This window comes from Zooshikella ganghwensis DSM 15267 (assembly GCF_000428585.1).
Taxonomy (GTDB): Bacteria; Pseudomonadota; Gammaproteobacteria; order Pseudomonadales; family Zooshikellaceae; genus Zooshikella; species Zooshikella ganghwensis.
On the sequence record NZ_AUAF01000009.1, the window covers coordinates 12606 to 37555 of the forward strand.

Below are 24950 nucleotides of genomic sequence, written 5' to 3' on the forward strand. Positions count from 1 at the left end.
ATTTTTTGCCAGCCAATTAATTGTTAACATTCGAGTGGTGACAATCTACGACATAAACTCCATTTATACCGTCGTCTATTTATAGCGTTTCAACCTTCAGCTAATCTACTTCAGTTTCTTGTGTAAAACTCGCCTGCAGCCTCCTTCGCTGCAGACAGTTTCATCTTGATTAGCCTGTATTTCTCATTCCTGCTGCAATACCGGCAATGGTGACCATTAATGCTTGTGGAATAAACGGCTTAATATTTTCTGCATCATGGCGTAAACGAAACAATAATTCAGCCTGCAATACATTGAGTGGGTCAGTGTAGGGATTTCTCAAGGCTATCGACTGTTGAATCCAAGGTTCATCGCTTAATAATTCATGCACTTTCTTCAAATAACGAACCACTTCAACAGTACTGGCTAAACGGTGGCGTAACTCTGTCCCTAAAGCTTGCAGAGGCTCAGGAACAAGTCGTTGTTCATAGTAGGCTGCTAATGATAAATCCGTTTTCGCAAGCACCATCTCCAACATATTAACCCTGGCTCTAAAAAACGGCCATTCTGTCATCATCTCTCGTATTAATGTCTCCTGCTTATTATCAAGCGCCTGTTGAAGTGCTTCGCCACTTCCCAGCCAAGAGGGCAACATCAGTCGGTTTTGCGTCCAGGCAAATATCCAGGGAATAGCTCTCAAGCTCTCCAGTCCTCCAGATGTTTTTCGCTTTGCAGGACGACTACCCAGTGGCAACTTCGCAAGTTCTTGCTCAGGCGTTGCTGCACGGAAATAGGGAACAAAATCAGTATTTTCTTTGACAACACCGCGATAAGCCTCTAACGATGTTTCCGTCAAACTGTTCATCATCTCTCGCCAGCTGTCTTTAGGAACAGGAGGCGGAATCAGCTTAGCTTCTAATGCCGCATTGGTATACAGCGCAAGACTTCTAACCGCAACATTGGGTAATCCAAATTTGAAGCGAATCATCTCACCCTGCTCAGTGATTCGCATTCTTTCGCCAATTGAGCCTGGGGGCTGTGACAAAATAGCTGCATGAGCTGGGCCACCACCACGACCTATACTCCCACCCCGGCCATGGAATAAGGTCAACTTCACACCAGCCTCAGCACATACTTCCACCAGTTTTTCCTGTGCTTGATACTGCGCCCAAGAAGCCATCAATGTGCCAGCATCTTTTGCAGAGTCAGAGTAACCAATCATTACTTCTTGACTACCTTGAATATAATCACGGTACCAACTGACACCCAGTAAGTTCTTGATTACGTCATCCGCATTTGCCAAGTCATTAAGTGTTTCAAATAGCGGCACAACTGGCACTCGATGCTGAACACCACACTCTTTCAGCAATAAAATAACTGCTAGCACATCTGACGGCTGTTTCGCCATGGAAATAATATAGCTGCCAATCGCATGTGGCTCATGCCGACTAAGTACACGACATGTGTCTATAACTTCTTTGACCTCAGCGGAGGGCTGCCACTGGTTAGGCAGTAAAGGACGCTTACTGGCTAATTCCCTTAATAAAAAGGCTTGTTTTTGCTCCTCGGACCAAGTCTGATAATCACCCAATTCTAGATAGTTTGTCAGTTCTGCCATCACATCACCATGACGACTACTGTCTTGACGTATATCCAGTTTGATCAGATTCAAACCAAAACAGTGTGCTCGATATAATGTATCTAGCAATGGCCCATCAGCAATAACATGCATTCCACAGTCCTGCAGAGACTGATAACACAACTGTAATGGTGCTAACAAACCTTCCTTGTAAAGCAATACCTCCTTGGAGGGTTCAATATAGGTATGTGCAGCACTTTCAGCCCAATCGCGCGTTGCCCGTAACTGGGCTTGTAATTTTTTCAGGAGTACACGATACGGTTCACTCTGGTTGCCAACTTCTTTCAGTAAACGTTGGCTACAGTCATTCATTGACAACTCACCAATGAGTGTATCCATATCCCGTAAATATAAATCAGCTGCCATCCAGCGACTCAACATCAATACCTGATGAGTCACTGCGGCTGTCACATTAGGGTTACCATCACGGTCTCCCCCCATCCATGAAGCAAATCGAACAGGGGAAATATCTATAGGTAATCCCCGCTTAATACGCTGCTTTAACTGTTGATTCAGTTGGCGTAAAAACCGTGGTATGGCGTACCAGAGGGAGTACTCTATTGTTGAAAAACCCCACTTAGCTTCATCTACAGGAGTGGGCCGCTCCTCACGGATTTCATTTGTATGCCAGGCTTGACTGACTAACTGTTGTAAACGATGTATCAGCTGCTCTTCTTCAGCTCCGGATAAGTAGTGGTGATCTTTTACATATAAACAGTTAGCAATTTCCTCGTACTTTTTAATCAGCGTACGACGCGTTACTTCTGTTGGGTGAGCGGTTAATACCAATTCAATTTTTAGCTTTGAAAGGTTCTCAATAATAGCGTCAGCACTGAACTGTCGTGCAAGTAGCTGATCCAGCAATTCAGCAATAGGGTTTAACTCTAGAGGGCACTGTTGCGAGTGCTTGGAAATGGTATGGTATTGTTCTGCAATATTCGCCAAATTCAAAAATTGATTGAATGCACGTGTTACAGGCAGTAACTCGTCATCCGTTAATCCTTTTAGTTCCGTCAATAGGGCTTCCTGACCCGCCTTACTGCCGGCCCTACTCGCTTTTGCGAGCTGCCGAATCAACTCAATTTTATCTAAAAACTGCTCCCCCATATGCTCCTTGATGGTATTACCTAATAACTCACCAAGAAGGTGCACATTATTACGCAGCGCAGCATGTGTATCGGGCATTAACCTTCCCCCAAACAAACAGCAATCTGGCTTACCCAAAAACAAACCAGGTGACTAATTACAGAAAAAAACATTCCCCATCGTGAAGGGCACTTACCCAAAAATACGGATAGCTAGCATAGCCTAAAGGAATCTGTGTACTAAAGATAGTCCCCAACTATTAAGCAACGTCAGAGAAATAAGGAACACACTACACAGTGACTTAGGTTAGCTATAACCTACAAGCTTCTCAGTCAGTTATTAATTGACCATAGTGAAAGATAGCTTTCATATTACATTAAAGGATTAACGAGTGGTTATGACATAGCCGTATTATAAGCTCAGTTTCATAAAGACCATGTGTAAAGCCATATCATTTCTATACAATCACTTTACATTCTAAATCAATAAGTTTATCCAACCCTTTTTAAACGCAATTATGACTATAATTCCTTTACTATCCCTTTGCAGACATTTCAGAGAAACATTTTAATTTTGTCTGCCGTTCGGTTAACATACACTTAGGATTGAGTCGATAAAAATTTCTAAAACAAATAATAGTGGTATATCTAAAAAGCTTTTTTCGCCAGCATAAACACTAGTGCACGACGCTAACCTTAGGGAGATTAAAAAGCCTTTTTAGACAAAACCCGTATGATTAAAGTGAACCATACAATGAGCATTAAAGATTTAATTAATGAGTGGGAAAGCTCTGCGCGAGGTGCGGTTACTCATGACGCATTCTGTATCAAACTGCCCCTAGAAGATGCCGCTCGCCTTGCAGCACTAAGCGAAATGTACCCTCGCCGTCATATTGAAGAAATCATTCGAGACTTACTACATGCATCTCTGGATGAATTAGAACGATCCTTCCCTTATCAGCAAGGTCAACTTGTCGTAGCCGAAGATGAAGAAGGCAACCCACTCTACGAAGATATTGGCCCTACGCCCAAATACCTCGAATTATCCAGAAAGCATTTAAAGACATTTAAAGAAAACTTGCCTGATACCCACTAAGTAAATGGCTTCATAGCAAAAACAGTCAAGTAAAAAAACCAGTCACTTTCTCGTTAAAGTGACTGATAAAACAGTGTTGCTTTGATCATACCCACCTTTAAACACAAACGATAAAAGCACCTAAAGTCCTTTTTCTTTGGCTTGCCGCCATAAGTAATCCATTTCCACCAGCGAACTACTTTTACAGTCTTGCTCATTAACAGCAAGCTGCTCCTCAATATAATGAAACCGCCGTGTAAATTTTGCATTACACTGTCGTACTGCTTGCTCAGCATCAACCTGTAAATGTCTTGCTAAATTAACACAACAAAAAATAAGATCCCCTATTTCATCCTGAATATGTTCTTCTTTGCCTGTTGCAATCGCTTGTTCAACTTCTTTGAGTTCTTCTTTGATTTTATCAATCACAGGCTTGTGATCAGACCAGTCAAAACCTACTTGGGCAGCTCGGTGCTGTAATTTATGCGCTCGTTTTAAAGCAGGTAAACTCAGTGGAATATCAGCCAGCAACTGCGTCTTATTCTGCTGAAGACGTTCCTGCTTTTTAATTTGCTCCCAACTTGCTTTAACATCCAGGTCAGAGACATTAACTTGTTCAGTCTCATCTTTTTTTACCTTGAGTTCACCACTAGGAAAAACATGAGGGTGCCGGCGTATTAATTTTGCCACTAAATTATTTACTATTTTGGCAAAATCAAAATAACCATTTTCCTCCCCCATTTGCGCATAAAAAATGACTTGAAAGAGTAAGTCTCCCAATTCATCACAAAGGTGTTGAAAGTCCTCCCGTTCGATGGCGTCTGCGACTTCGTAAGCTTCTTCTATCGTATAATTAACAATAGTAGAAAACGTTTGTTTAATATCCCAAGGACAGCCAGTCTTTGGATCACGCAACTGCGTCATTAAATACAGCAAATCATCCATTGTGTAATGAGGCATAAATGACAGTTCCCCTAAATACTGCTTAAAGTACATATTATGTACGCTTAACCACAAAGAATGCACGACATCAAGTGTGTAGTATTAGTGATTTTTCAGTCGGTGGCGATTGGCTTCAATGACATTAGGCAGCTGGTTTATTCGTGTAAGCACGCGTCCAAGCATTTGCAAACTAGGCACCTCGATGGTGAGTTGCATGCGTGCTAAGCTATCATGCTTACTTGACTGAGTATTAACAGCTAAAACGTTTACCCGCTCATTCGCAAGCACCACCGTAATATCCCGCAATAATCCTGGTCGATCATAAGCAAGAACTTCGACATCTACTGGATAGGTTTCTTCATATTTTCCACCCCAGTCCACTTCAATCATCCGTTCAGGCTCTTGTTCTTGCAGTTGAACTGCATTAGCACAGTCCATACGATGGATGGTTACACCTCGGCCAAAAGTAATATAGCCAATGATGGCGTCTCCAGGAACTGGATGACAGCAACCTGCCATATGCGTCAATAAATTACCAACGCCCTGTACAACCACCCCCGCATCCTGGCTTTTATGTGGTGTTGGTTGTCTTGGGGTTAAGAACATAAACTCTTTCGCTTCATCAGGAGCCAAAATACGTTGCGCAGCATTAATAACATGAGCAACTTTTAAGTCCCCTGCTCCTACAGCCGCAAACATATCAGGCGCAGTTTTATAGTTAACCTGTTGAGCAAGCTCTTCATAGTTAATTTGACGCAAGGCTAACCGTTTAAACTCTGCTTCTAATTGATGACGTCCAGCCAGCTCATTTTGTTCTTTGTCTTGCTGCTTAAACCAGTGGATTACTTTCGCTCTAGCCCGTGAAGTGGTGAGATAACCCAGATTAGGGTTTAGCCAGTCTCGACTTGGGGTAGACCCAGGCATAGTCATGATTTCAACCTGATCACCCGTCTTTAGCTTATGAGTCAAAGGAACTATCTTTCCACCGACCTTAGCCCCTCGACAGGTATGGCCCACTTCAGTATGAATACGGTACGCAAAGTCCAATGGTGTAGCACCGACCGCTAAATCTACCACATGACCATCTTTGGTAAATAGATAAATACGGTCTGCTTCAACCGCTGCCTGCCACTGATCAGGTAGACCTTCAATATCGCCAAGCTCTTCTTGCCATTCTAAAACTTGTCGTAACCAGGCCAGTTTTTCTTCATAGCTGTCTCGATTAGAACCTAAATCCGTTCCTTTATAACGCCAGTGTGCACACACACCAAGTTCAGCCTCTTCATGCATATCATGTGTGCGTATTTGCACTTCCAGGGTTTTACCTTCAGGGCCAATCACTGCAGTGTGAAGGGATCGATAGCCATTTTCCTTAGGCGTTGCAATATAGTCATCAAACTCCCGGGGAATATGCCGCCACAGAGAGTGGACAACACCAAGGGTTGCGTAGCAATCTCGAACATGAGGAACCAAAACACGAACTGCCCGAACATCATAGACATCTCTAAAATCAATGCCTTTACGGCGCATCTTGCGCCAAATACTGTAAATATGTTTGGCCCGACCGTTAACCTCTGCCTTAATACTCATTTCAGACAGTGACGATCGAAGTTGACCTACGACGTTTTTTATATAGTTTTCTCGGTCGATTCGTTTTTCATCAAGCAGCCGAGCTATTTTTTTGTAGTCCTGGGGTTTCAGGTAACGAAAGGATAAATCTTCCAGTTCCCACTTGATATAACCAATGCCTAAACGGTGAGCGAGAGGGGCATAAATGTTAAAAACTTCTTGAGCGACCTTACGCTTTTTGTCCTTAGTGGCCTGCTTCACTGCACGAATAGCACAAGTTCTCTCTGCAAGCTTAATGAGTGCTACACGCACATCATCAATAATTGACACCAGCATTTTTCGGACTTTTTCAAGCTGGCCCAGCCGATCCCCCAATACCGCACCACCACTCCGGGGCTGAACAGCCATAATGGCCGCCATGCCAAGTACACCCTCAATTAATTTGGCAACCCTTTTACCACACTCTTTTTCTACATAATCCAGTGTGAGCTTTTCCTCTCTCACACCTCGATACAGCACCGCAGCTATTAGCGTTTCCTGGTCAAGCTTCAAACCTGCTAAAATTTCAGCCATCTCCAGGCCAGTAATAAAACTACTGCTGCCTTCCCAACTATGATGACTGTCTTGGCTTTCTCTTTCTGCACGCTGACTTATTTCACACGCCTTGCGCAAGGCTGTATCATCTTCAGCGGCAACCTCTGCTTGAATACGTTGCAACCATGCATCCAAATCAACTGTGCCATCAGAGTGGACAGGATGTTCTTCTCTAACCTTAACCATATTCGCCTTGTGGTTTTACGGGTTATTGTTTGGAATCGTTCTTATCATTTTTACATTAAGGACCTGTTTACAACACCAAATACACTAAAACGCAGGCCCCAAAAATACGATTTACCCACCTCAACAGCAGCCAGTATGAGCAGTTATCGGGTAAACAACGCCATTGTTTCTATATGGGCTGTGTGTGGAAACATATCAAGTACCCCCAACTGTAGGAGCTTATAACCATGCTTTACCAGCACAGCAGTATCCCTCGCGAGGGTTGCTGGGTTACAGGAAATATAGACCACCCGCTGTGATTTTAATTCTGCTATTTGATTAACCACCTCTAGAGCCCCTGCACGAGGAGGATCTAACAAAATCCCAGAAAACTCCTTTCCTTTTAAGCTACGAGGCAAGGGCTTGGCTACAGATAAGTCAGCTTGATAGGTTGTAACATTAGTCACCCCATTAAGCTGGGCATTATGCAGGCAACGTTTAAGTGCAGACTTACTGACCTCAACCCCCGTAATATCAGCGCCAGAGTCCTTTGCTAAAGGCAGGGTAAAATTACCAATACCACAAAATAAATCGAGTAATGCCCCTCCAGCAAAGGGCTGCAACCAGTCAATAGCTTGCTTGACCATTGCCTCATTAATATATGGGTTTGCTTGAATAAAGTCTGTTGGTAAGAAATTTAATCTAATTTCCTCGTTATACAACGAATAAAATAATGTCTCTGGTTGCTCTGCACGAAGAGGGACAAGCTCATGGTCAGGGCCATAATTCAACCAAACACACACATTATGCTGAGTTGCCCAATGCTCAAGCTGCTGTAAATCCGTTTCAGGTAAAGGCTTAACCAGCCTTAACGCTATCCCCAACGTAGTGTTCCCTTGAGCCATATCAATATGGCCAATACTGTGCTTACCCTTCAGGCTTGATAACCTATCTTGAAGCGGACCAAGTAGTTGCCGCAGTTGAGGTACCAATGTCAAACATTGGGTGACTTCGACAATTTGTTCAGACTGTGAACTACGAAAACCTAAATGTAACTGCCCCTTCACCACTCGACAGGCAAGCCTTGCTCGGTGTCTATATCCCCAAGGTTGACTACCAATCACTGGCGCTACTGTTTTAACCTCAGTCTTCGCGATACGTTGAATTTGCTCGATGACTGCCTGCTGCTTCCAAAGCAGCTGCTGCTCTGCCTCCACAAACTGCCAATGACAACCTCCACAGCTAGCAAAGTGCTGACATTCAGGTGAAATACGGGCTGGTGCAGGCTCTATTAATGTGGTTACACTTGCCTCAAAAAATCGTGCTCGGCTTGATGTAATGTCCACCTTAACCAATTCACTGGGCAATGCCCCATTAATAAAAACAGGTTTATTCTGCCAGTAGGCAATACCACGGCCATCATGAGAAAGCTTTTCTACACGGAGTGCAGGTACTAAAAGTAAAGACTTTGATTGCTGGCGAGCTGAACGAGACGAATAAAACTGGACAGAGGTGCGTTTTTTCATGAGTGAGTAAGCTTAAAAAGCAGCTATTCCCAATACAATTATCATCACTACCCGCACTGAGAAGATATTACAAGGTATATGTGCAGCAACTGCTGTATTCTCACACCACCATAAAAGGGAAGAGCTCTAATCATCGCGGCCTGGTCTAGCACTTAACATTATTCTTAATGCAAACACTATCTATGCTATTAGCTGCATCATTATAAACTAAAATAGCTCTATGAGGCAGCCCTTCACTCATGGCCCCGTACACCTTGACTCGTCAATATACTTATACTTGAAACTCTCTTCTACTTTAGTTAAAGATACCTGTTGATAAATAACGATCCCCTCGATCACAAATAATCGCGACAATAGTTGCATTTTCTACTTCTGACGCAACACGTAAAGCCCCCACAACAGCACCACCAGACGATATACCACACAGTATTCCCTCTTGCTGAGCTAAACGTCGTGTCATACTTTCTGCATCTTGCTGAGCAATATCCAGTACTCGATCAACCCGAGAGGCATCAAAAATTTTGGGTAAATACGCTTCTGGCCATCGTCTAATGCCAGGAATGGCAGAGCCTTCTTCAGGCTGCAAGCCAACAATTTCTATCGCTGGATTTTTTGTTTTAAGGTACTTTGAAGTACCCATTATTGTACCTGTTGTTCCCATAGCACTGACAAAATGGGTTATTCGTCCTTGGGTCTGCTGCCAGATCTCAGGACCTGTTCCCTGAAAATGGGCAAGTGGATTATCTTCATTGGCAAACTGGTCCAATACCACGCCTTTTCCTTCTTTTTTCATTTGCTCAGCTAAATCCCTGGCCCCTTCCATACCAGCCTCTTTGCTAACCAGAACAATCTCTGCGCCATAAGCAACCATTGCTGCACGCCGCTCAGCGGTCATATTTTCTGGCATTATTAACACCATGCGGTAACCTTTGATCGCTGCGGCCATGGCCAGTGCAATACCTGTATTGCCGCTCGTGGCTTCAATCAATGTATCACCAGGACGCACAAAGCCACGCTGCTCAGCCTCATTAATCATGCTCAATGCAGGTCTATCTTTGACTGAACCCGCAGGGTTTTGTCCTTCCATTTTCAATAAAATGGTGTTGTTATGACCTGCATTTAACCGTTGCAAGCGAATCAATGGCGTATTGCCAATCAACGAGTCAATGGTGGGATAGTCACTCTGCACAACCAAAAGTCCTTCTGATAACTAACACAGTTCTTCAGCTAAGCCGTTACAGCAACAAAGCCTAACCGACAATACTACAAATGGTACCCACCCAAGTCTTTAAATGTTAATACTGATTAACTATATGATTATTCTTCTAGGCTATTTAAAACACTATAGTTGGATCATTTTGATATATCTACCTTTTAAGCTATGGCAACACTTACCTCAAACCGGCTATCAAAAGTTATAAACTTGCACCCTTTTTAGAGTCATGGCTTAATCCACGCTCAATAACGCTATACTCCAATTGCGACCTAATCGTTGATCACCTATCACCTGTAAACTAATACACAGGCTTGGTAGATAAGCAGTGTGATCAAACATTGATCCCCAAAGGGTTATTTATGCTTCGTAATAAGGGCTTAAAAAGTAGAGTTTTCGCTTTAGCACTACTACCAACCATTACCATATCACTGGTATTAGGCGTCTTTTTTACGATTGCCCGTTTAAATGACCTAGATACCTTATTACTAGAGCGCAGCCAGGCCACGGTTGAACAACTTATTCCTATGAGCGAATATGGCTTACAGCTTGAAAATAACAAGCTGTTACAGCGCCTTGCCAGCTCGGCATTAGAAAAAAACGATGTTCGTTCAATTACACTTTACGCACACAATAAACAACCGGTGATTCATGCGGGACCAAGAATGCTCACACAGCACTTGTCCAACATGAAGCATCCTCCTAACAGCCAGCAAATTACGATTCAGAAAGATACAATACACATTGCGCTTCCAGTTTTTACTCGGCAGACTCATACGATTAATCAAGACTTGCGGAGCAATGCCCAACCCTCAAGTAAGCGCGTATTTTTAGGTTGGATTGAGGTCGAGTTTTCAAGAGCAAATACCGAGTTAAAAAAATATCAAACTATACTTGCCAGCACCTTGTTAATTATTTCTGGAATATTAATTAACTTATTTCTTGCCTTCCGTTTAGGGATTCATATTACGGAGCCATTACAAAAAATTATTAATGCCGTTGCTCATATTCGCGACGGCAATCTTGATACACGTATTAACTCCGAAACAGCTGGTGAACTCAAAACACTCGAGTCAGGCATAAATGCCATGGTTGCATCCTTGCAACGGGCGCATTTAGAAATGCAGCAAAACATTGAGCAGTCCACTAAAGACTTACAGGAAACGCTAGAAACTATTGAAATTCAAAACATCGAACTGGATATGGCTCGAAAAGAAGCCTTAGAAGCCAGCCGTATTAAATCAGAGTTTTTAGCTAATATGAGCCATGAAATTAGAACGCCACTAAATGGCATTATAGGCTTTACAAATTTATTACTTCGCTCCAAAGTGAATGAGCGTCAACGTGAGTATTTGTCGACTATACAAAAGTCTTCAGAAAACTTACTGGCTATTATTAATGACGTATTAGATTTCTCAAAAATTGAAGCAGGTAAACTTGAGCTAGAAAGCATTCCAATGAATTTGCGAGAAAGTATTGAAGAGGTATTAACCATTCTCGCCCCTGCTGCCCATGAAAAATCTCTTGAACTTGTCCCCTTAATTTATTCTGATACACCCACTCAGCTTATCGGTGACCCACTTCGCTTAAAACAAATTCTCACCAACCTTGTCAGTAATGCGATTAAATTTACCAATGATGGCTCTATTGTTATTCGTGCCATGTTAGAAGATGAAAAAGATAACAAAGTAACCATAAAAATCAGTGTAACTGACACCGGTATAGGTCTATCCAAAGAACAGCAAAATGAGCTTTTTAAAGCATTTTCTCAAGCCGATACCTCAACTACAAGAAATATTGGTGGAACTGGATTAGGGTTAGTTATATCCAAACATCTCGCACAAAAAATGCAAGGCGAAGTGGGCGTTGAAAGTGAACTAGGTAAAGGCTCCTCTTTCTGGTTTACAATCACAGTGCCCATTGCCAATGAGCCAGCAATTAAAGAGCATTTTCCTGCCTTGTCTGGTAGCAGAATTATTATGTATGAGCATCATGAACTTGCAGCACAAGCAGTTATGCACCTGCTGCGTGATTTTGATCTGGATGTTACGCAATGTCATGACCCAAATGAATTAACGCAGCTTCTTGAACAAGCACGTTATGATCGCAATCCTTATGATATCGCATTAGTCAGTCATCACCCTTCATATACTGACTTAGATGTTATCCGGCAATTATTAAAAGCTACAGCAAACCGAAGTACACATTTAATTATTTTGGCTAATACCAATAAAGAAGCCTCCATTAATCGCTTATTGGAAAATAACAATAATGCTTTGTGTATCGTAAAACCATTATGCTATAACCGGTTATATCGTGCTTTATCCTATTTCATTGTAGAGCAACCTAACAGCTCTGGTAATCAGCACCAGCATGTTGCCAAACGAATTAACCAGGCTATTACTCGACAGCCACATATTTTGGCAGTCGATGATAATCCCGCTAATTTAAAATTAGTTTCAGCATTACTTGAAGACTTAGGAGCAAAAGTCACTGCTGTTGATTCTGGAACAAAAGCCATCATAAAAACAAAGCAATATCATTTTGACTTGATTTTTATGGATGTACAAATGCCCGGCATGGATGGACTTGAAACCACTAAACGTATCCGAGAACGCGAGCTTGGTGAGCGTCGAATTCCCATCATCGCCCTCACCGCACATGCTTTAGCCGAAGAAAAAAAGCAGCTTTTACTGGCAGGCATGGATGACTACATGACTAAGCCAATTAATGAAAATCAGCTGCAACATGTCATTAAAAAATGGACCGGGTTACATGTTGCACCACTAGAAAACAGTGATGAGCAAATAGCCTCGGCACACCATTCGGGTGATGATAGCTCTGGCATCGTCGATATGGCCCAAGGTATTAAGTTAGCCGGAGGCAAAGAAGATTTAGCTCAAGATATGCTGAATATGTTACTTGCAGGTTTAGAGCAAGATAGAAACGAGATTCGTGCACTTTATCGGGAAAAAAACTGGGATAAATTACTTGAACAGATTCATCGACTTCATGGTGCTACACGTTATTGTGGCGTTCCATTCCTTCGCCAAGCCTGCCATGATATGGAATCTATTTTAAAAGCTGCAGAAAACAATAAAGAAGAACGAAGGAAAGTTGCCAGTGCAATGGAAGAATTAATTGAACAAACAGAACAGTTATTACAGTGGAATAAACAACACCAGTCTACTTAAGAAGACTCTACCGACCCTGTAAATATTTCTGTGTATCCGCCCAGTTTTAAATCTAGGCTCATGGGGCTTCGTCACTCGATGGCCACATCTAAAAACCATTCGTATTGGGTATATTAAATAATAACTGAAAGCAGCGTACTTTTCGCTATCATGCACTCAATACAACAAATGCAACCACATAATCCTGCTCATCGGCAAGAGAAACATGACAGTGCTTGCCTCCCAGCTTTTCCATAGTGACTAATGCCTGTGCAGAAAAGTTTAAGGTAGGTGCTCCCAAATCATTATTGTTAACATGAATATGTTGCCACGAAACCCCCTGCGCTATACCCGTCCCTAATGCTTTAGCAGCAGCCTCTTTAACTGCAAATCGCTTGGCTAAAAAAGCCGTAGGTTTAGGGTGAGACTGATAACGTTGTAACTCAGTTGGAGTTAAAATACGTCGAGCAAAACGAGCGCCTAGGCGTTGTTCAACATCAGCAATACGCTCAATTTTTACAATATCAGTCCCTACCCCAATAATCATGCCTTTACATATCCTCGCGCTTGTAACATTAATTGTTTCATTTCCGTCACAGCACTTTTCAACCCTGTAAATAAAGCACGAGCAACAATACCATGCCCAATATTTAATTCGTTTATTTGAGGCAACGCCGCAATAATTTCAACATTTTGGTAGTTAAGGCCATGACCTGCATTAACAATTAAGCCCTTATCTGCCGCATATTTCGCCGCTTGCTTAATTCGTTCAAATTCCTGCTGTTGCACACCATTGCTAACAGCATCAGCATAAGCACCTGTATGCAATTCGATTACAGGCGCACCACATTCAATGGCTGCATCAATTTGCGCTATATCTGGATCAATAAACAACGAAACTTCACTTTGGTGGATACCAAGTCTCTGACAGGCCTGCTTCACCTGATCAAAATGCTTAACAACATCTAATCCACCTTCTGTTGTTAATTCTTGTCGTTTTTCTGGCACCAAACAAACATGCTCTGGCAAAACCTGTGCAGCAAAAGCTAACATTTCCTCGGTCACAGCCATTTCCAGGTTCATTCGTGTTTGCAAAACTTGTTTTAAGATAGCAATATCTCTTTCCTGAATATGACGTCGATCTTCCCTTAGATGCACAGTGATGCCATCAGCCCCTCCTTCCTCCGCCAGTAGTGCAGCCTGCACCGGATCAGGATAACGTGTACCTCTTGCCTGACGTATGGTGGCAATATGGTCAATATTTACGCCTAACTGTATTCGTTGAAATGGAATCACTGCTTTATTCCTTATTATTTACGCTTCACTGGAAACAGCGCTCGACTATTGAGTGGCTTATCACCTAATAACTCCCTTAAAGCTAATCTCATCAAACGCTTTGCAGATTGGCGTGTACTTTTCTGCAGATAATTATCCTCTGCAATAGCCAGCAACTCCCTGCCTGAAAAGCAACGATACGCTTGTTGAGACAACTCATTTTTTGTTGCTTTTATAAAGCCTAATTCTGGTACAAAACAATAAACCTTAGCAGGCTCAATAAAAGCATCACTTTCCGCTTCATATAACAGTGGTAAACCATACCCTAGAGCAATGAGTAACTGTTTTTCAAAACGTCGTAATACTATATCTAGTGTATTCTTGGCAATAGTAAGCGAACTCAAGGTCTGCGTATACAGCTGAAAAATATCAGTTGAAGTATCATGAGTGGGAAGTAAACGATACAGAAGTTCATTTAAGTAAAAAGCACAATAGAGGGTATCGCCATTTAACTCAAAAGGAGATGCATTGTTTTCCCACTGATAGCAACTTAAAAGTGTCTGTTGTTTTTTTAGCTGCAACCAATAGGAAACAAAGGGTTGTAAGGTCGGAAGTGTTTGACGTTTTTGTTTTTTTGAGGTTTTACAAATAACCTTTAAGCGTCCCTGCTCTTTAGTGAATAAATCAACCAAAGTGCTATTTTCCCTATAGGGACGCTGATGAAGCACATAGCCAGATACTAACTCAACCGTCATTTACTGCCTGAAGTCATCATACCCTAGACTGCGCAGCGCACGCTCGTCATCAGACCAGCCACCTTTGACTTTTACCCATAAATTGAGCATTACCTGGCTATCAAACAGTCGCTCCATATCTAGCCGTGCATCATGTCCAATAGACTTTAAGCGAGCACCTTTCGCACCAATGACAATGGCTTTTTGCCCATCTTTTTCAACAAGGATCAGGGCACTGATATGAAGCACTTTTCCGTCCTGTTTAAACTCTTCTATTTCAACAGTAATTTGATAAGGAATTTCATCACCCAACTGACGCATAACTTTTTCTCTCACAAGTTCTGCGGCAAGAAAACGTGAGCTACGATCAGTGAGCTGATCTTCCTCATAGAAGTGAATACTTTCTGGTAAGTGTGCGGCTACTGCTGCTTCCAGTTGCTCAATACTTGCCCCGGTTTTGGCCGACATTGGAATTAATTCTGCGCTAGGCATACGCTTAGCAAGTTCCTCAAGTAAAGGCAGCAGTTGCTCTTTATCAGTTACTTTATCCACTTTATTAATGGCAACAATAAGTGGGCATTTCATTCCTTGTAGTTGGTCAAGCACCATTTGATCTTCATCTGTCCAGCGGTTACGGTCAATCATGAAAATGACCACATCAACATCGTTAATAGCTGAACTTGCTGCTCGATTCATGTAACGATTGATCGCCTTCTTGCCACTTTTATGAAGTCCTGGCGTATCAACATAAATGGCTTGTACATCACCTGCTGTCTTTATTCCAATAATTTGATGACGCGTCGTTTGAGGCTTACGCGAGGTGATACTCAGCTTTTGTCCTAGAATACGGTTCATTAATGTCGATTTACCCACATTAGGTCGACCGACAATAGCCACAAATCCACACCGGCTACTTGTACTAGAATGATTGCTATCAACCATTAGCTTTGTCTACTCCTAAGTGTTCAAGCGCTTTTCGAGCCGCTTGCTGCTCAGCTCCACGGCGGCTGGAACCAATACCAATGGTTTTGTCTTGCAACATGGAAACATTACACTCGATGGTAAATGTCTGGGCATGTGCTTCACCTTCAATACTGATGACATCATACTGGGGTAAAGCTTCCTGACGTGACTGTAAGAACTCCTGCAGTCGTGTTTTAGGGTCTTTCTGGGTGTCTTCCAACGTCAGCTGGTCAAGTCGAGACTCAAACCACTGAAGTACACATTGTCTGCAAGCCTCCATCCCGCCATCCAGGTACATAGCACCGATAATGGCTTCTAAGGCATCAGCCAGGATAGACTCTCGGCGAAAACCGCCACTCTTAAGCTCTCCAGAACCTAACCTTAGGTAGTCCCCTAAGCCAAACTCCTTGGCAATTTCTGCCAAGGTTGCGCCACGCACTAAGCGTGCACGCAGCCGACTTAAATGCCCTTCCTTCGCTTCTTGAAAGCGACTAAAGAGCTCTTCAGCAATTACAAAGTTAACAATAGAGTCACCCAAAAACTCCAAACGCTCATTATTCTGACCTCCAAAACTGCGATGGGTTAATGCCAGTAATATGCGTGACGGGTCGTTAAAGTGATATCCGAGCTTTTTACAAAGTGGTGTTAATGACTTCTTCACTTAGTCTGCGTATTCCAATTATGTTCAAAGGTTAAAACAACATAAATATTTGCCAACAGGTGCTCACGCTTTTCATAGTTAATGACAACATTAACAACGCCACCTTGTCGCTTCACTTTAACAGCATCGTTAGGAATATCTCTAATACTGTTAACCTGAAATCCTCGGCTAATTAAATCTCTAATTTCACTAGGAGAAGCAGAACCTATATCTGGTCGGTCTAAATTCTTCAGCACCCTGCCAATAGACATATCATCCAGGTAGTGAGGCAGCATTTTAAGTGTACACAACACAGCAAAGCCCCCTACCACAAATACAAATAACCAGCCGGCTAGCGTCATTCCTTGTTGTTTATGCATTAGCTTCATAGCACCATCTCTTTTTCAATGATTGAACCAAAAATAGTTAATCTGTAAGGTCTATTACAAAAATAGACCCATTTCGCAAATTTTATGCTATGAGCACTAAACTTCTTTTAAAAAACTACTCGGGAGTCAACGCCATAAGACGAATGGCACCATATTATTCAATAGCACCATTATTTTTAAAGCTCGGCAACTGTCCCCAGCTAGGCCAGTGCATCCAAATATAAATAGCTTTACCTACAACATTAGCATCAGGCACAAACCCCCAGCTTCGGCTGTCATTACTGTTGTCGCGATTATCGCCCATCACAAAATAATGACCTTCAGGCACAGTCCACTCACCATCTAAACGCCTTAGTTGGATTTGCATCCCAACATTTTCTCGAATTTGATGCTTTACCCCCCCTAAATTTTCTTCTAACAGCTTATAGGGAATGTTTTGCTCATGAAGTTGAGCGATAAATTGCTCTTCAACTAGCTCACCATTAATAAACAGCTGTTTATCTTTATATTGAATCGTATCGCCAGGAAGACCCACTACCCGTTTGATAAAGTTAATCGTAGGGTTAGCAGGCTCTTTAAATACCATCACATCGCCACGTTGAGGGTCATTAACATTGACAACTTTGGTACCAATCACGGGTAGGCGTATTCCATAAGCATATTTATTCACCAATATGAAATCACCAATAGCCAATGTTGGTTTCATAGAGCCTGAAGGGATTTGAAAAGGCTCAAAAAGAAAGGAGCGAACTACCAGTACAATGAGTAGTATTGGAAAAATTGACTTTGCCGTTTCAAAAACAGCTGGTTCTTTGGTGATTTTTAAGACCACCTCATCATCGACATCACTGGTAGACGCTTTATATTGGTCAACCGCAAGACGACGACGAGGCGCTAATAAAAAATAATCACATGCAGCCAATACACCCGTCAGAAAAACTGCAATGACTAAAATAAGTGGAAAGTTAAAGTCCATAATTATTTCTCTACTTTTAGTACAGCAAGGAACGCATCCTGTGGTATTTCTACCCGCCCAACTTGCTTCATCCGTTTTTTACCTGCTTTTTGTTTTTCAAGCAGTTTACGTTTTCGGCTCACATCTCCGCCATAGCATTTTGCGGTTACATTTTTACGTAGTGCTTTAACTGTTTGACGAGCAATAATATGCCCTCCAATAGCCGCTTGAATGGCTACATCAAACATCTGCCGTGGAATTATTTCTTTCATTTTTTCTGTCAGGAGACGACCACGGTGCATAGCATGATCTTTATGAACAATAAGCGCTAAAGCATCAACTTTTTCACCATTGATCAAGATATCCAAACGGACCAAATTGGCCGCCTGAAAGCGCTCAAAACTGTAGTCTAGTGAAGCAAACCCACGACTTACTGACTTCAAGCGATCAAAAAAGTCCAGTACTACCTCACTCATGGGAAGCTCATAGCTCAATGACACTTGTCCTCCAACAAACTGCATATCCTTTTGCACACCCCGCTTCTCCACACAAAGAGAAATAACATTACCTAAATAATCTTGTGGTACGAGGATATTTGCTTGAACAATGGGTTCACGCATTTCATTGACGACAGAAGGGTCAGGTAACCGAGAAGGATTATCCACATAATGAACAGAGCCATCCTTGTGTTCTACTTCATAAATTACCGTTGGGGCTGTGGTGATGAGGTCCAGATTATACTCACGCTCTAGACGTTCCTGGATAATTTCCATATGGAGCATACCCAGAAAACCACAGCGAAAACCAAAGCCTAACGCATCTGAAGATTCAGGCTCATAAAACAAAGATGCATCATTAAGCGACAGCTTACCCAGTGCCTCACGGAATGATTCAAAATCATCTGAGCTAATAGGAAATAATCCAGCATAGACCTGGGGTTTAACCTTTTGGAAACCAGGCAATGCAGGAACATCCCCCCCAGAAGATAGCACCAAGGTGTCACCAACGGGGGCACCGTGAATATCCTTAATGCTTGCCACAACATAGCCTACTTCACCAGCACGAAGAACACCGGTTTCATGACGTTTTGGCGTAAAAATACCAACACCATCAACGACATGCACATCCCCAGTAGACTTAACTTTTACCTTATTGCCCTTATGTAAACTACCCTGAACAACACGGACTAAAGACACAACACCCAAGTAGTTATCAAACCAGGAGTCAATAATCAGGGCCTGTAACGGCTTATCATAGTCGCCTTCAGGAGGTGGTATTAATTGAATCAGGCGCTCTATAACATCTGAAACACCCAATCCACTTTTAGCACTACATTGCACTGCATCTGTCGCATCCAAGCCAATTATGTCTTCAATTTCTTGTGCAACACGCTCAGGTTCAGCCTGTGGTAAATCAATTTTATTGAGTACAGGCATCACCTCCAAACCTTGTTCTATCGCAGTGTAACAGTTTGCGACTGACTGTGCTTCAACACCCTGTGCGGCATCCACAACCAGCAATGCGCCTTCACATGCTGCAAGTGAACGAGAAACTTCATAGGAAAAGTCCACATGCCCTGGAGTATCAATAAAGTTTAGTTGGTATCTTTTCCCATCCAAGGCTTCATAGTTTAGGGTTACACTCTGCGCCTTAATGGTTATCCCACGCTCACGCTCAATATCCATGGAGTCTAACACTTGAGCGGCCATTTCACGATCAGACAAACCTCCACAGGTTTGAATAAAACGATCAGCCAGCGTGGACTTACCATGGTCAATATGGGCAATAATGGAAAAATTGCGAATATGGCTTAAATCACTCACGATACTTTGTGCCACCAATTGTCACTGATAAAAAAATGCTAGCCCTTATATTTACTTTCTTAAAGGGCTGCAACAGAACAGTATATCTACTTTGAAATCAAAGATTGACAGAAAGGCTGAATTCTAACGTATTTATTACCTTCCGGCTATGCTGACAGGGTTGAGGAGGAGCTAACCTGTCAGCCTTTTATCCTTACTACTTAGTTATCTGTAAGTTTAAATGTGATATAGCCTGGCTTGCCATGACGGACCAAACGCATAGGGATGGATTTATTTGCAGGTAATTTGTCCACCACATCATAAAAGCTTTCGGCGGAATCAACTTTCTCGTTATAGATATCAGTAATGAAGTCACCTGAGCGCAAACCAACATCACGACCAGGGCCTTCAAGTACCTTACTCACAACCACACCATGGGCCAGGTCATGCTGCTCTTTCTCATCAGCTGTCAGCGTTTTAACTGTAACCCCTAGTCGATTTGACAAAGCTTTAGGCGTGTTTTGCTTGCTATCAACAAGATGTCGTTTATCTGGAAGCTCACCAATCATGACTGAAAGCGTTTGTTTTTCTCCCTTACGAAGTATATCAACCTCAACTTGCTTACCTACTGGTGTCCGGCCAACAATATAAGGCAAATCCGATGATTCTTTAATCTCTTGACCACCAAACTGTAAAATAATGTCGCCACTCTCAAAACCTGCTTTTTCTGCAGGGCTATCTTCAAGAACCTCTGCCACAAGTGCACCCATCGGTTTTTCTAAGTCAAATGACTCAGCAAGTTCCTTGTTCATAGCCTGAATCATAACCCCTAGCCAGCCTCGCGAGACATACCCCTTCTCTTTGAGCTGCTTAACCACATCCATAGCAACATCCATGGGAATCGCAAAAGAAAGCCCCATAAACCCTCCAGATCGAGTATAAATCTGAGAGTTAATGCCAATCACCTCTCCATCTAAGTTCAGGAGTGGACCACCAGAGTTACCTGGGTTAATAGCAACATCCGTTTGAATAAATGGAACATAATTTTCACTAGGCAAGTTACGTCCTGTCGCGCTCACAATTCCTGCGGTTACAGATGCTTCAAAACCAAATGGCGAGCCAATTGCCACAACCCACTGGCCAGGTTTAATCACTGCTTGAGTATTTACTTTAACAACAGGTAAGTCTGAGGCCTCAATTTTAAGCAGTGCTAAATCTGATCGCTCATCAGCACCAATGACTTTTGCTTCAAGCTCTCTTCGGTCTCGCAACCTAACTATTATTTCGTCAGCCCCAGAAATAACGTGATTATTTGTTAATACATAACCATCTTGAGAAACAATAAAGCCTGAGCCTAGTGAGTGAGCAGGCGTTTTACTATCTTTACCAGGGGGGAATGGCTTTCCAAAAAAATCACGAAAAATATCAGGTAAATCTTGGTGAAACTCACGAAACTGGAGCTGCTGTCGCCTTTTAGGTTCCTGTCGTGTACTAATATTAACAACAGCAGGAGAGGTATTCTCGACTAGCTCGGTAAAGTCCGGATAAGATCCTGCACGAGCGGTGGAAAGTGTTATCACTGTTGATAAAACAAATAGCCAAAGAAAGCGAACAGTTAGTACAGTTCTCATAAGAAACCAAAACCCTTAAAATCTGTTTATTATTTATTCAATTTAGTGGTTTTAACTATTCAAGAAATTGCTTGAGCTGCTAGCTTCACACGTATTACTACAGGTAATGTTTTTTTCTGAACAAAATGCTTATGGCTATAGTCCCTCACCCCAACAAATGTCAGCAGTAATAAAGAAATCGCTACCCCTAAGCTTGCTAATTCATGTAACTGCCACCAATGACCTAAAAATAGTCCCAATAAAAGCGCACAGAGAGGCAGTAAGTAGACTAAAACTGAAGCATTAACTAGGGTATTTTCCTCGATACCAATGACTACCTCATCACCAACCTGTAAGGAGTAGTTATCACTAAGTGCTTTGATATAGGCATGTTGGCGATTGGGAATCAGCTTTTCCATAAGGTTATGTCCGCACCCTGATTTAGCCTGACATTTGCCGCATGTAGTTCGCCGAATGGTTTGGACCCACACTGCACCAGGCTCGACAGCCATTACATGTCCTTGTTCTTCTATCATATTAGCTGATATCTTTTCTCTGATTTAAAACGTTAAACTTTAGGTAATATTACTTTAACGCTTATTTAAAGCTGACTGCACTGAAACTGCAATTTTTTCAGCTGTTTTTTCAGGGACCTCACCGACAACAGTAACCAGATAAATGTTGTTGTTATCCTTTAACATTCGAGAAATAGCCGTCATTGCTCCTCGACGACTCAAGGCTTGTTGGGCAGCTGAACGCTCATCACCTTGCTCAACAAAAACAGAAAAGCCTGCCAGCCCATCTGAAAACATCAATGAGGCAATCGTCATACCATACCCTGAATGCTTACGCTCATCATGCCTCGATAGTTCAAAACCATCAGGTACCCAGGATACATGCCAGCTTTGCAGGGTATCACTTGGTTGACGGCTAACGCTCTGGGTTGAAATAACTTGTTCAACCGCATTTTCATCATTTAATGATGAAACCAGGCGCTCTTCTGCAATAGCCTCTCCAGTTTGAATGGAAGTAAACTGCAAACGTTCTAGTAGCTTGCCTTTGTTATCCAGTAGCACCGACTTTAATAAAAGTGCAGTATCCTGATCTAACCATAATCGATAACCATATCGATGCTGATCATTTGGCACGACATTAATCACAGTAGTCGACCGGTTTGCAATACGGCCGTGACCGTCTAACTCCAGCTTGTATAGCGAAGCAATTTTACTGAGGTTTTTTTGAAAAGCTTGAGCGAAAAGAATAGGTGTTCCTTGATGATCAAAACGGATTACTTCGTTTTTAGGGGTCACACATATTACTTTGTCCCCATAACGAATAACCTCTCGCGGCGGTCCATCTAAATACACCAACCGCTCACGAACCTGTCCATCTTGGTAAGCATGAGCGATAGACATAGTGGTCAATCCGCGACTATGTTCGTACACAAATTGACCTTCATAATTCAGCTGTTGAGTAGCGACAACCATAGCTTGCAGCCAATCCAGTGCTGTTCTTTTTTCAGTTGCAGCAGCACTAAAGCTCGCCAATAACATAGCCACCGTGAGAAGAGTTTGACCTAAGCCCAGACGAACCCGCATACGCATATTACTTTGTCTCAAACTCATGGACTCTGGCAAATGGTAAAATGCCTTGATTAGCACTCAATGAACTGTATTCAGCATGCTGCAACATATAAGACTGAAAGCGCGTCTGTGCAGCCATCTCAGCTAGTTGTTTCGCACGTAACGCTGCTTCATGCTGATCCACACGAAGTGGTACGCGGTATGTGGGTTGATCAGGATACCCTGCTAGCATAGGAGCTGCCTGCCCTGTCACCAGTGGTGACTCTCTAACAACTGGGGAGGCCGCCGACACAGGAATAGTGTTTGTTGTAGCTTCAGCTTGAGCAGTCAGCTCTGCTTCCAAATTATTATTTGCAGAACGATTCACTAAATTTGCACCTAACAGCACAGCCAGGGTAACTGTTGCAGCAACAGCTGCACCACCCGCAGGACGCAACCATCGCGACCAACCATGAGCTACTGATACAGCACCACCCAAAACAGTTTGATCACTCATGGCCGTTTCATAGGCAGGCTGGTGATGTTCATGCATTGGCTCTGCATCAATAGCCGTACTTATCGCTGCAGACAAGTCAATGTGTGAAAAGTCATGAGTCTCTTTCCGCATGACTTCACCCACTAACTGGTATCGAAACGCCTTTGCTCGTGTTTCATCATTATCATGAAGATGCTTCAATACCCGGTGCAACTCCAGCTCATTCGCCTCACCATCCATGATGGCTGATAATGACTCGTAATTACGATCATCACTGCTCATAGAGGCACCTCATTGCACTGGAAAACATCAAGATCTGCTCTCATTGCCACACCATCCGTTCCATATTAAAAATCAAACGCCGTATTATCAAAAATCATTTCTTATCACTGTTAAGTCTCAGCCAGCAGCGCTGGATAACAGAGGCTGCACCTGTTTATCAACAGCTTCTCTTGCTCTAAAAATTCTTGAGCGCACAGTACCTACTGGGCACTGCATAACTTCAGCAATCTCCTCATAACTTAACCCATCAAACTCTCGAAGGGTGAGCGCTGAGCGTAAGTCATCAGGCAGACCTGCAATGGCTTTATACACAACCTTTTCAATTTCATCACGAAGTAGACGGTTCTCAGGATTTTCAATTTCCTTTAAGGGGTTATGTCCCTCAAAATATTCAGCTTCTTCACTATCGACATCTGTATCAGGTGGACGTCGGCCTTTTGATACCAGGTAGTTTTTCGCTGTGTTAATCGCGATACGGTAGAGCCAGGTATAAAATGCACTTTCACCACGAAATTTATCTATAGCTCGATAAGCTTTAATAAACGCCTCTTGAGTAACATCGTATACTTCCTGATGGTCATGCACATAGCGGCTGACCAAGCCAAGAATCTTATGCTGGTACTTTAGAACCAGCAGATCAAAAGCACGCTTGTCCCCCCGTTGGACTCGATCGATTAATTGTTGATCAGAGTCTTGCGCACTTACCATACTCCCTCCGCTGTTCCCAAGAACAACAGAGCGTTCAGGCATTGCCGGGTGGTTAAGTTATGTTCTGTTGTGTAGACCATATGGATAAATAAAAGTTCTCAACAGTTAGCTTGAGGTTATTGGCGGAAATCACAAGATGTGATCATAAGTCAACATCCCATTTCGAAACGTTCAAAAGCAGCTCTAAGTAATGTAGCCAAACTCTTTGAATTCAGTTCACTGATGGTATATCAACTGGTCTGATTTCAATGAAAAAACGCTTATATGCGCTTTTTCGATAAAATAAAGCCACTTCCTTTAAGATCCAACTCAACACTACCAATAACAGTCTAGATGGAGTCACATACTTAAAATTGGTTCCCAATGACAATTATTCAATAGCGAACAAGTCACACTGCCAAACAAAATTAATCACAAATACTTGTGAGGCAGTCAGTCAGTTTAATTCTTCACTCAACATAAATCTCCTTGAGCAAAATCAAACCAGCCCATGATCTTCCATGCCAAGACTGCCTATTCGAGTAGGCATACTATATACTTCACCTCCTGCATGTTATGCGTAAAAAACCTGCAA

The 24950-nt window shown here is 42.5% G+C and carries 20 protein-coding genes; 2 read left to right on the forward strand and 18 right to left on the reverse strand.

What is annotated here, in order from left to right:
• Positions 1-169: 169 nt before the first annotated feature.
• Complete coding sequence (ppc, locus tag F607_RS0103480; protein ID WP_027706940.1) at positions 170-2803, reverse strand: phosphoenolpyruvate carboxylase; 2634 nt, start codon at positions 2801-2803, stop codon at positions 170-172.
• A gap of 654 nt (positions 2804-3457) precedes the next feature.
• On the opposite strand from ppc, the gene F607_RS0103485 reads away from it, so the two are divergent.
• A complete protein-coding gene (locus tag F607_RS0103485; RefSeq protein ID WP_027706941.1) occupies positions 3458-3799 on the forward strand; it encodes a hypothetical protein in 342 nt (113 codons plus the stop codon).
• Positions 3800-3919: 120 nt separating this feature from the next.
• On the opposite strand, the gene mazG is transcribed toward F607_RS0103485, so the two are convergent.
• The 4 genes from mazG to cysM all read right to left on the reverse strand — a co-directional run bounded on the left by mazG (position 3920) and on the right by cysM (position 9763).
• Positions 3920-4738, reverse strand: a complete 819-nt coding sequence (gene mazG / locus F607_RS0103490) for a nucleoside triphosphate pyrophosphohydrolase (protein ID WP_027706942.1) — start codon at positions 4736-4738, stop codon at positions 3920-3922.
• An 84-nt stretch (positions 4739-4822) separates the two neighbouring features.
• A complete protein-coding gene (gene relA / locus F607_RS0103495) occupies positions 4823-7069 on the reverse strand; it encodes a GTP diphosphokinase (RefSeq protein ID WP_027706943.1) in 2247 nt (748 codons plus the stop codon).
• A gap of 143 nt (positions 7070-7212) precedes the next feature.
• A complete protein-coding gene (gene rlmD / locus F607_RS0103500; protein ID WP_027706944.1) occupies positions 7213-8574 on the reverse strand; it encodes a 23S rRNA (uracil(1939)-C(5))-methyltransferase RlmD in 1362 nt (453 codons plus the stop codon).
• A 295-nt stretch (positions 8575-8869) separates the two neighbouring features.
• The gene (gene cysM, locus F607_RS0103505; RefSeq protein WP_157365370.1) at positions 8870-9763 is read right to left on the reverse strand and encodes a cysteine synthase CysM; all 894 of its coding nucleotides are present in this window, start codon (positions 9761-9763) and stop codon (positions 8870-8872) included.
• Positions 9764-10149: 386 nt separating this feature from the next.
• On the opposite strand from cysM, the gene barA reads away from it, so the two are divergent.
• Complete coding sequence (gene barA / locus F607_RS0103510) at positions 10150-12981, forward strand: two-component sensor histidine kinase BarA (RefSeq protein WP_027706946.1); 2832 nt, start codon at positions 10150-10152, stop codon at positions 12979-12981.
• Between the two features lie 148 nt (positions 12982-13129).
• Here barA and acpS read toward each other — a convergent pair whose 3' ends face one another.
• The 13 genes from acpS to rpoE form a co-directional block, all read right to left on the reverse strand.
• Complete coding sequence (gene acpS / locus F607_RS0103515; RefSeq protein ID WP_027706947.1) at positions 13130-13507, reverse strand: holo-ACP synthase; 378 nt, start codon at positions 13505-13507, stop codon at positions 13130-13132.
• The gene (gene pdxJ, locus F607_RS0103520; RefSeq protein ID WP_027706948.1) at positions 13504-14256 is read right to left on the reverse strand and encodes a pyridoxine 5'-phosphate synthase; all 753 of its coding nucleotides are present in this window, start codon (positions 14254-14256) and stop codon (positions 13504-13506) included. The genes acpS and pdxJ overlap by 4 nt, the downstream gene beginning before the upstream one ends.
• 14 nt (positions 14257-14270) lie before the next feature.
• On the reverse strand, positions 14271-14990 hold the full coding sequence (gene recO / locus F607_RS0103525) for a DNA repair protein RecO (RefSeq protein WP_027706949.1): 720 nt from the start codon (positions 14988-14990) through the stop codon (positions 14271-14273).
• The gene (gene era / locus F607_RS0103530; RefSeq protein ID WP_027706950.1) at positions 14991-15911 is read right to left on the reverse strand and encodes a GTPase Era; all 921 of its coding nucleotides are present in this window, start codon (positions 15909-15911) and stop codon (positions 14991-14993) included.
• Positions 15904-16593 carry a ribonuclease III gene (rnc, locus tag F607_RS0103535; protein ID WP_027706951.1) on the reverse strand — a complete coding sequence of 230 codons (690 nt, stop codon included), beginning with the start codon at positions 16591-16593 and terminating at the stop codon, positions 15904-15906. Before rnc ends, era begins: the two co-directional genes overlap by 8 nt.
• Complete coding sequence (locus tag F607_RS0103540) at positions 16590-16961, reverse strand: DUF4845 domain-containing protein (protein WP_027706952.1); 372 nt, start codon at positions 16959-16961, stop codon at positions 16590-16592. The genes rnc and F607_RS0103540 overlap by 4 nt, the downstream gene beginning before the upstream one ends.
• Before the next feature lie 154 nt (positions 16962-17115).
• The gene (lepB, locus tag F607_RS0103545) at positions 17116-17937 is read right to left on the reverse strand and encodes a signal peptidase I (RefSeq protein WP_027706953.1); all 822 of its coding nucleotides are present in this window, start codon (positions 17935-17937) and stop codon (positions 17116-17118) included.
• 2 nt (positions 17938-17939) lie between these two features.
• Positions 17940-19739 carry a translation elongation factor 4 gene (gene lepA / locus F607_RS0103550; RefSeq protein WP_027706954.1) on the reverse strand — a complete coding sequence of 600 codons (1800 nt, stop codon included), beginning with the start codon at positions 19737-19739 and terminating at the stop codon, positions 17940-17942.
• A gap of 200 nt (positions 19740-19939) precedes the next feature.
• A complete protein-coding gene (locus F607_RS0103555) occupies positions 19940-21349 on the reverse strand; it encodes a DegQ family serine endoprotease (protein WP_027706955.1) in 1410 nt (469 codons plus the stop codon).
• A gap of 59 nt (positions 21350-21408) precedes the next feature.
• Positions 21409-21864, reverse strand: a complete 456-nt coding sequence (locus F607_RS0103560) for a SoxR reducing system RseC family protein (RefSeq protein ID WP_027706956.1) — start codon at positions 21862-21864, stop codon at positions 21409-21411.
• Between the two features lie 54 nt (positions 21865-21918).
• A complete protein-coding gene (locus tag F607_RS0103565; RefSeq protein WP_169719760.1) occupies positions 21919-22926 on the reverse strand; it encodes a MucB/RseB C-terminal domain-containing protein in 1008 nt (335 codons plus the stop codon).
• A gap of 7 nt (positions 22927-22933) precedes the next feature.
• Positions 22934-23668: a sigma-E factor negative regulatory protein gene (locus F607_RS0103570; RefSeq protein WP_027706958.1), complete on the reverse strand. Its 735-nt coding sequence runs from the start codon at positions 23666-23668 to the stop codon at positions 22934-22936.
• Between the two features lie 117 nt (positions 23669-23785).
• Complete coding sequence (gene rpoE, locus F607_RS0103575) at positions 23786-24376, reverse strand: RNA polymerase sigma factor RpoE (protein ID WP_027706959.1); 591 nt, start codon at positions 24374-24376, stop codon at positions 23786-23788.
• Positions 24377-24950 lie beyond the last annotated feature (574 nt).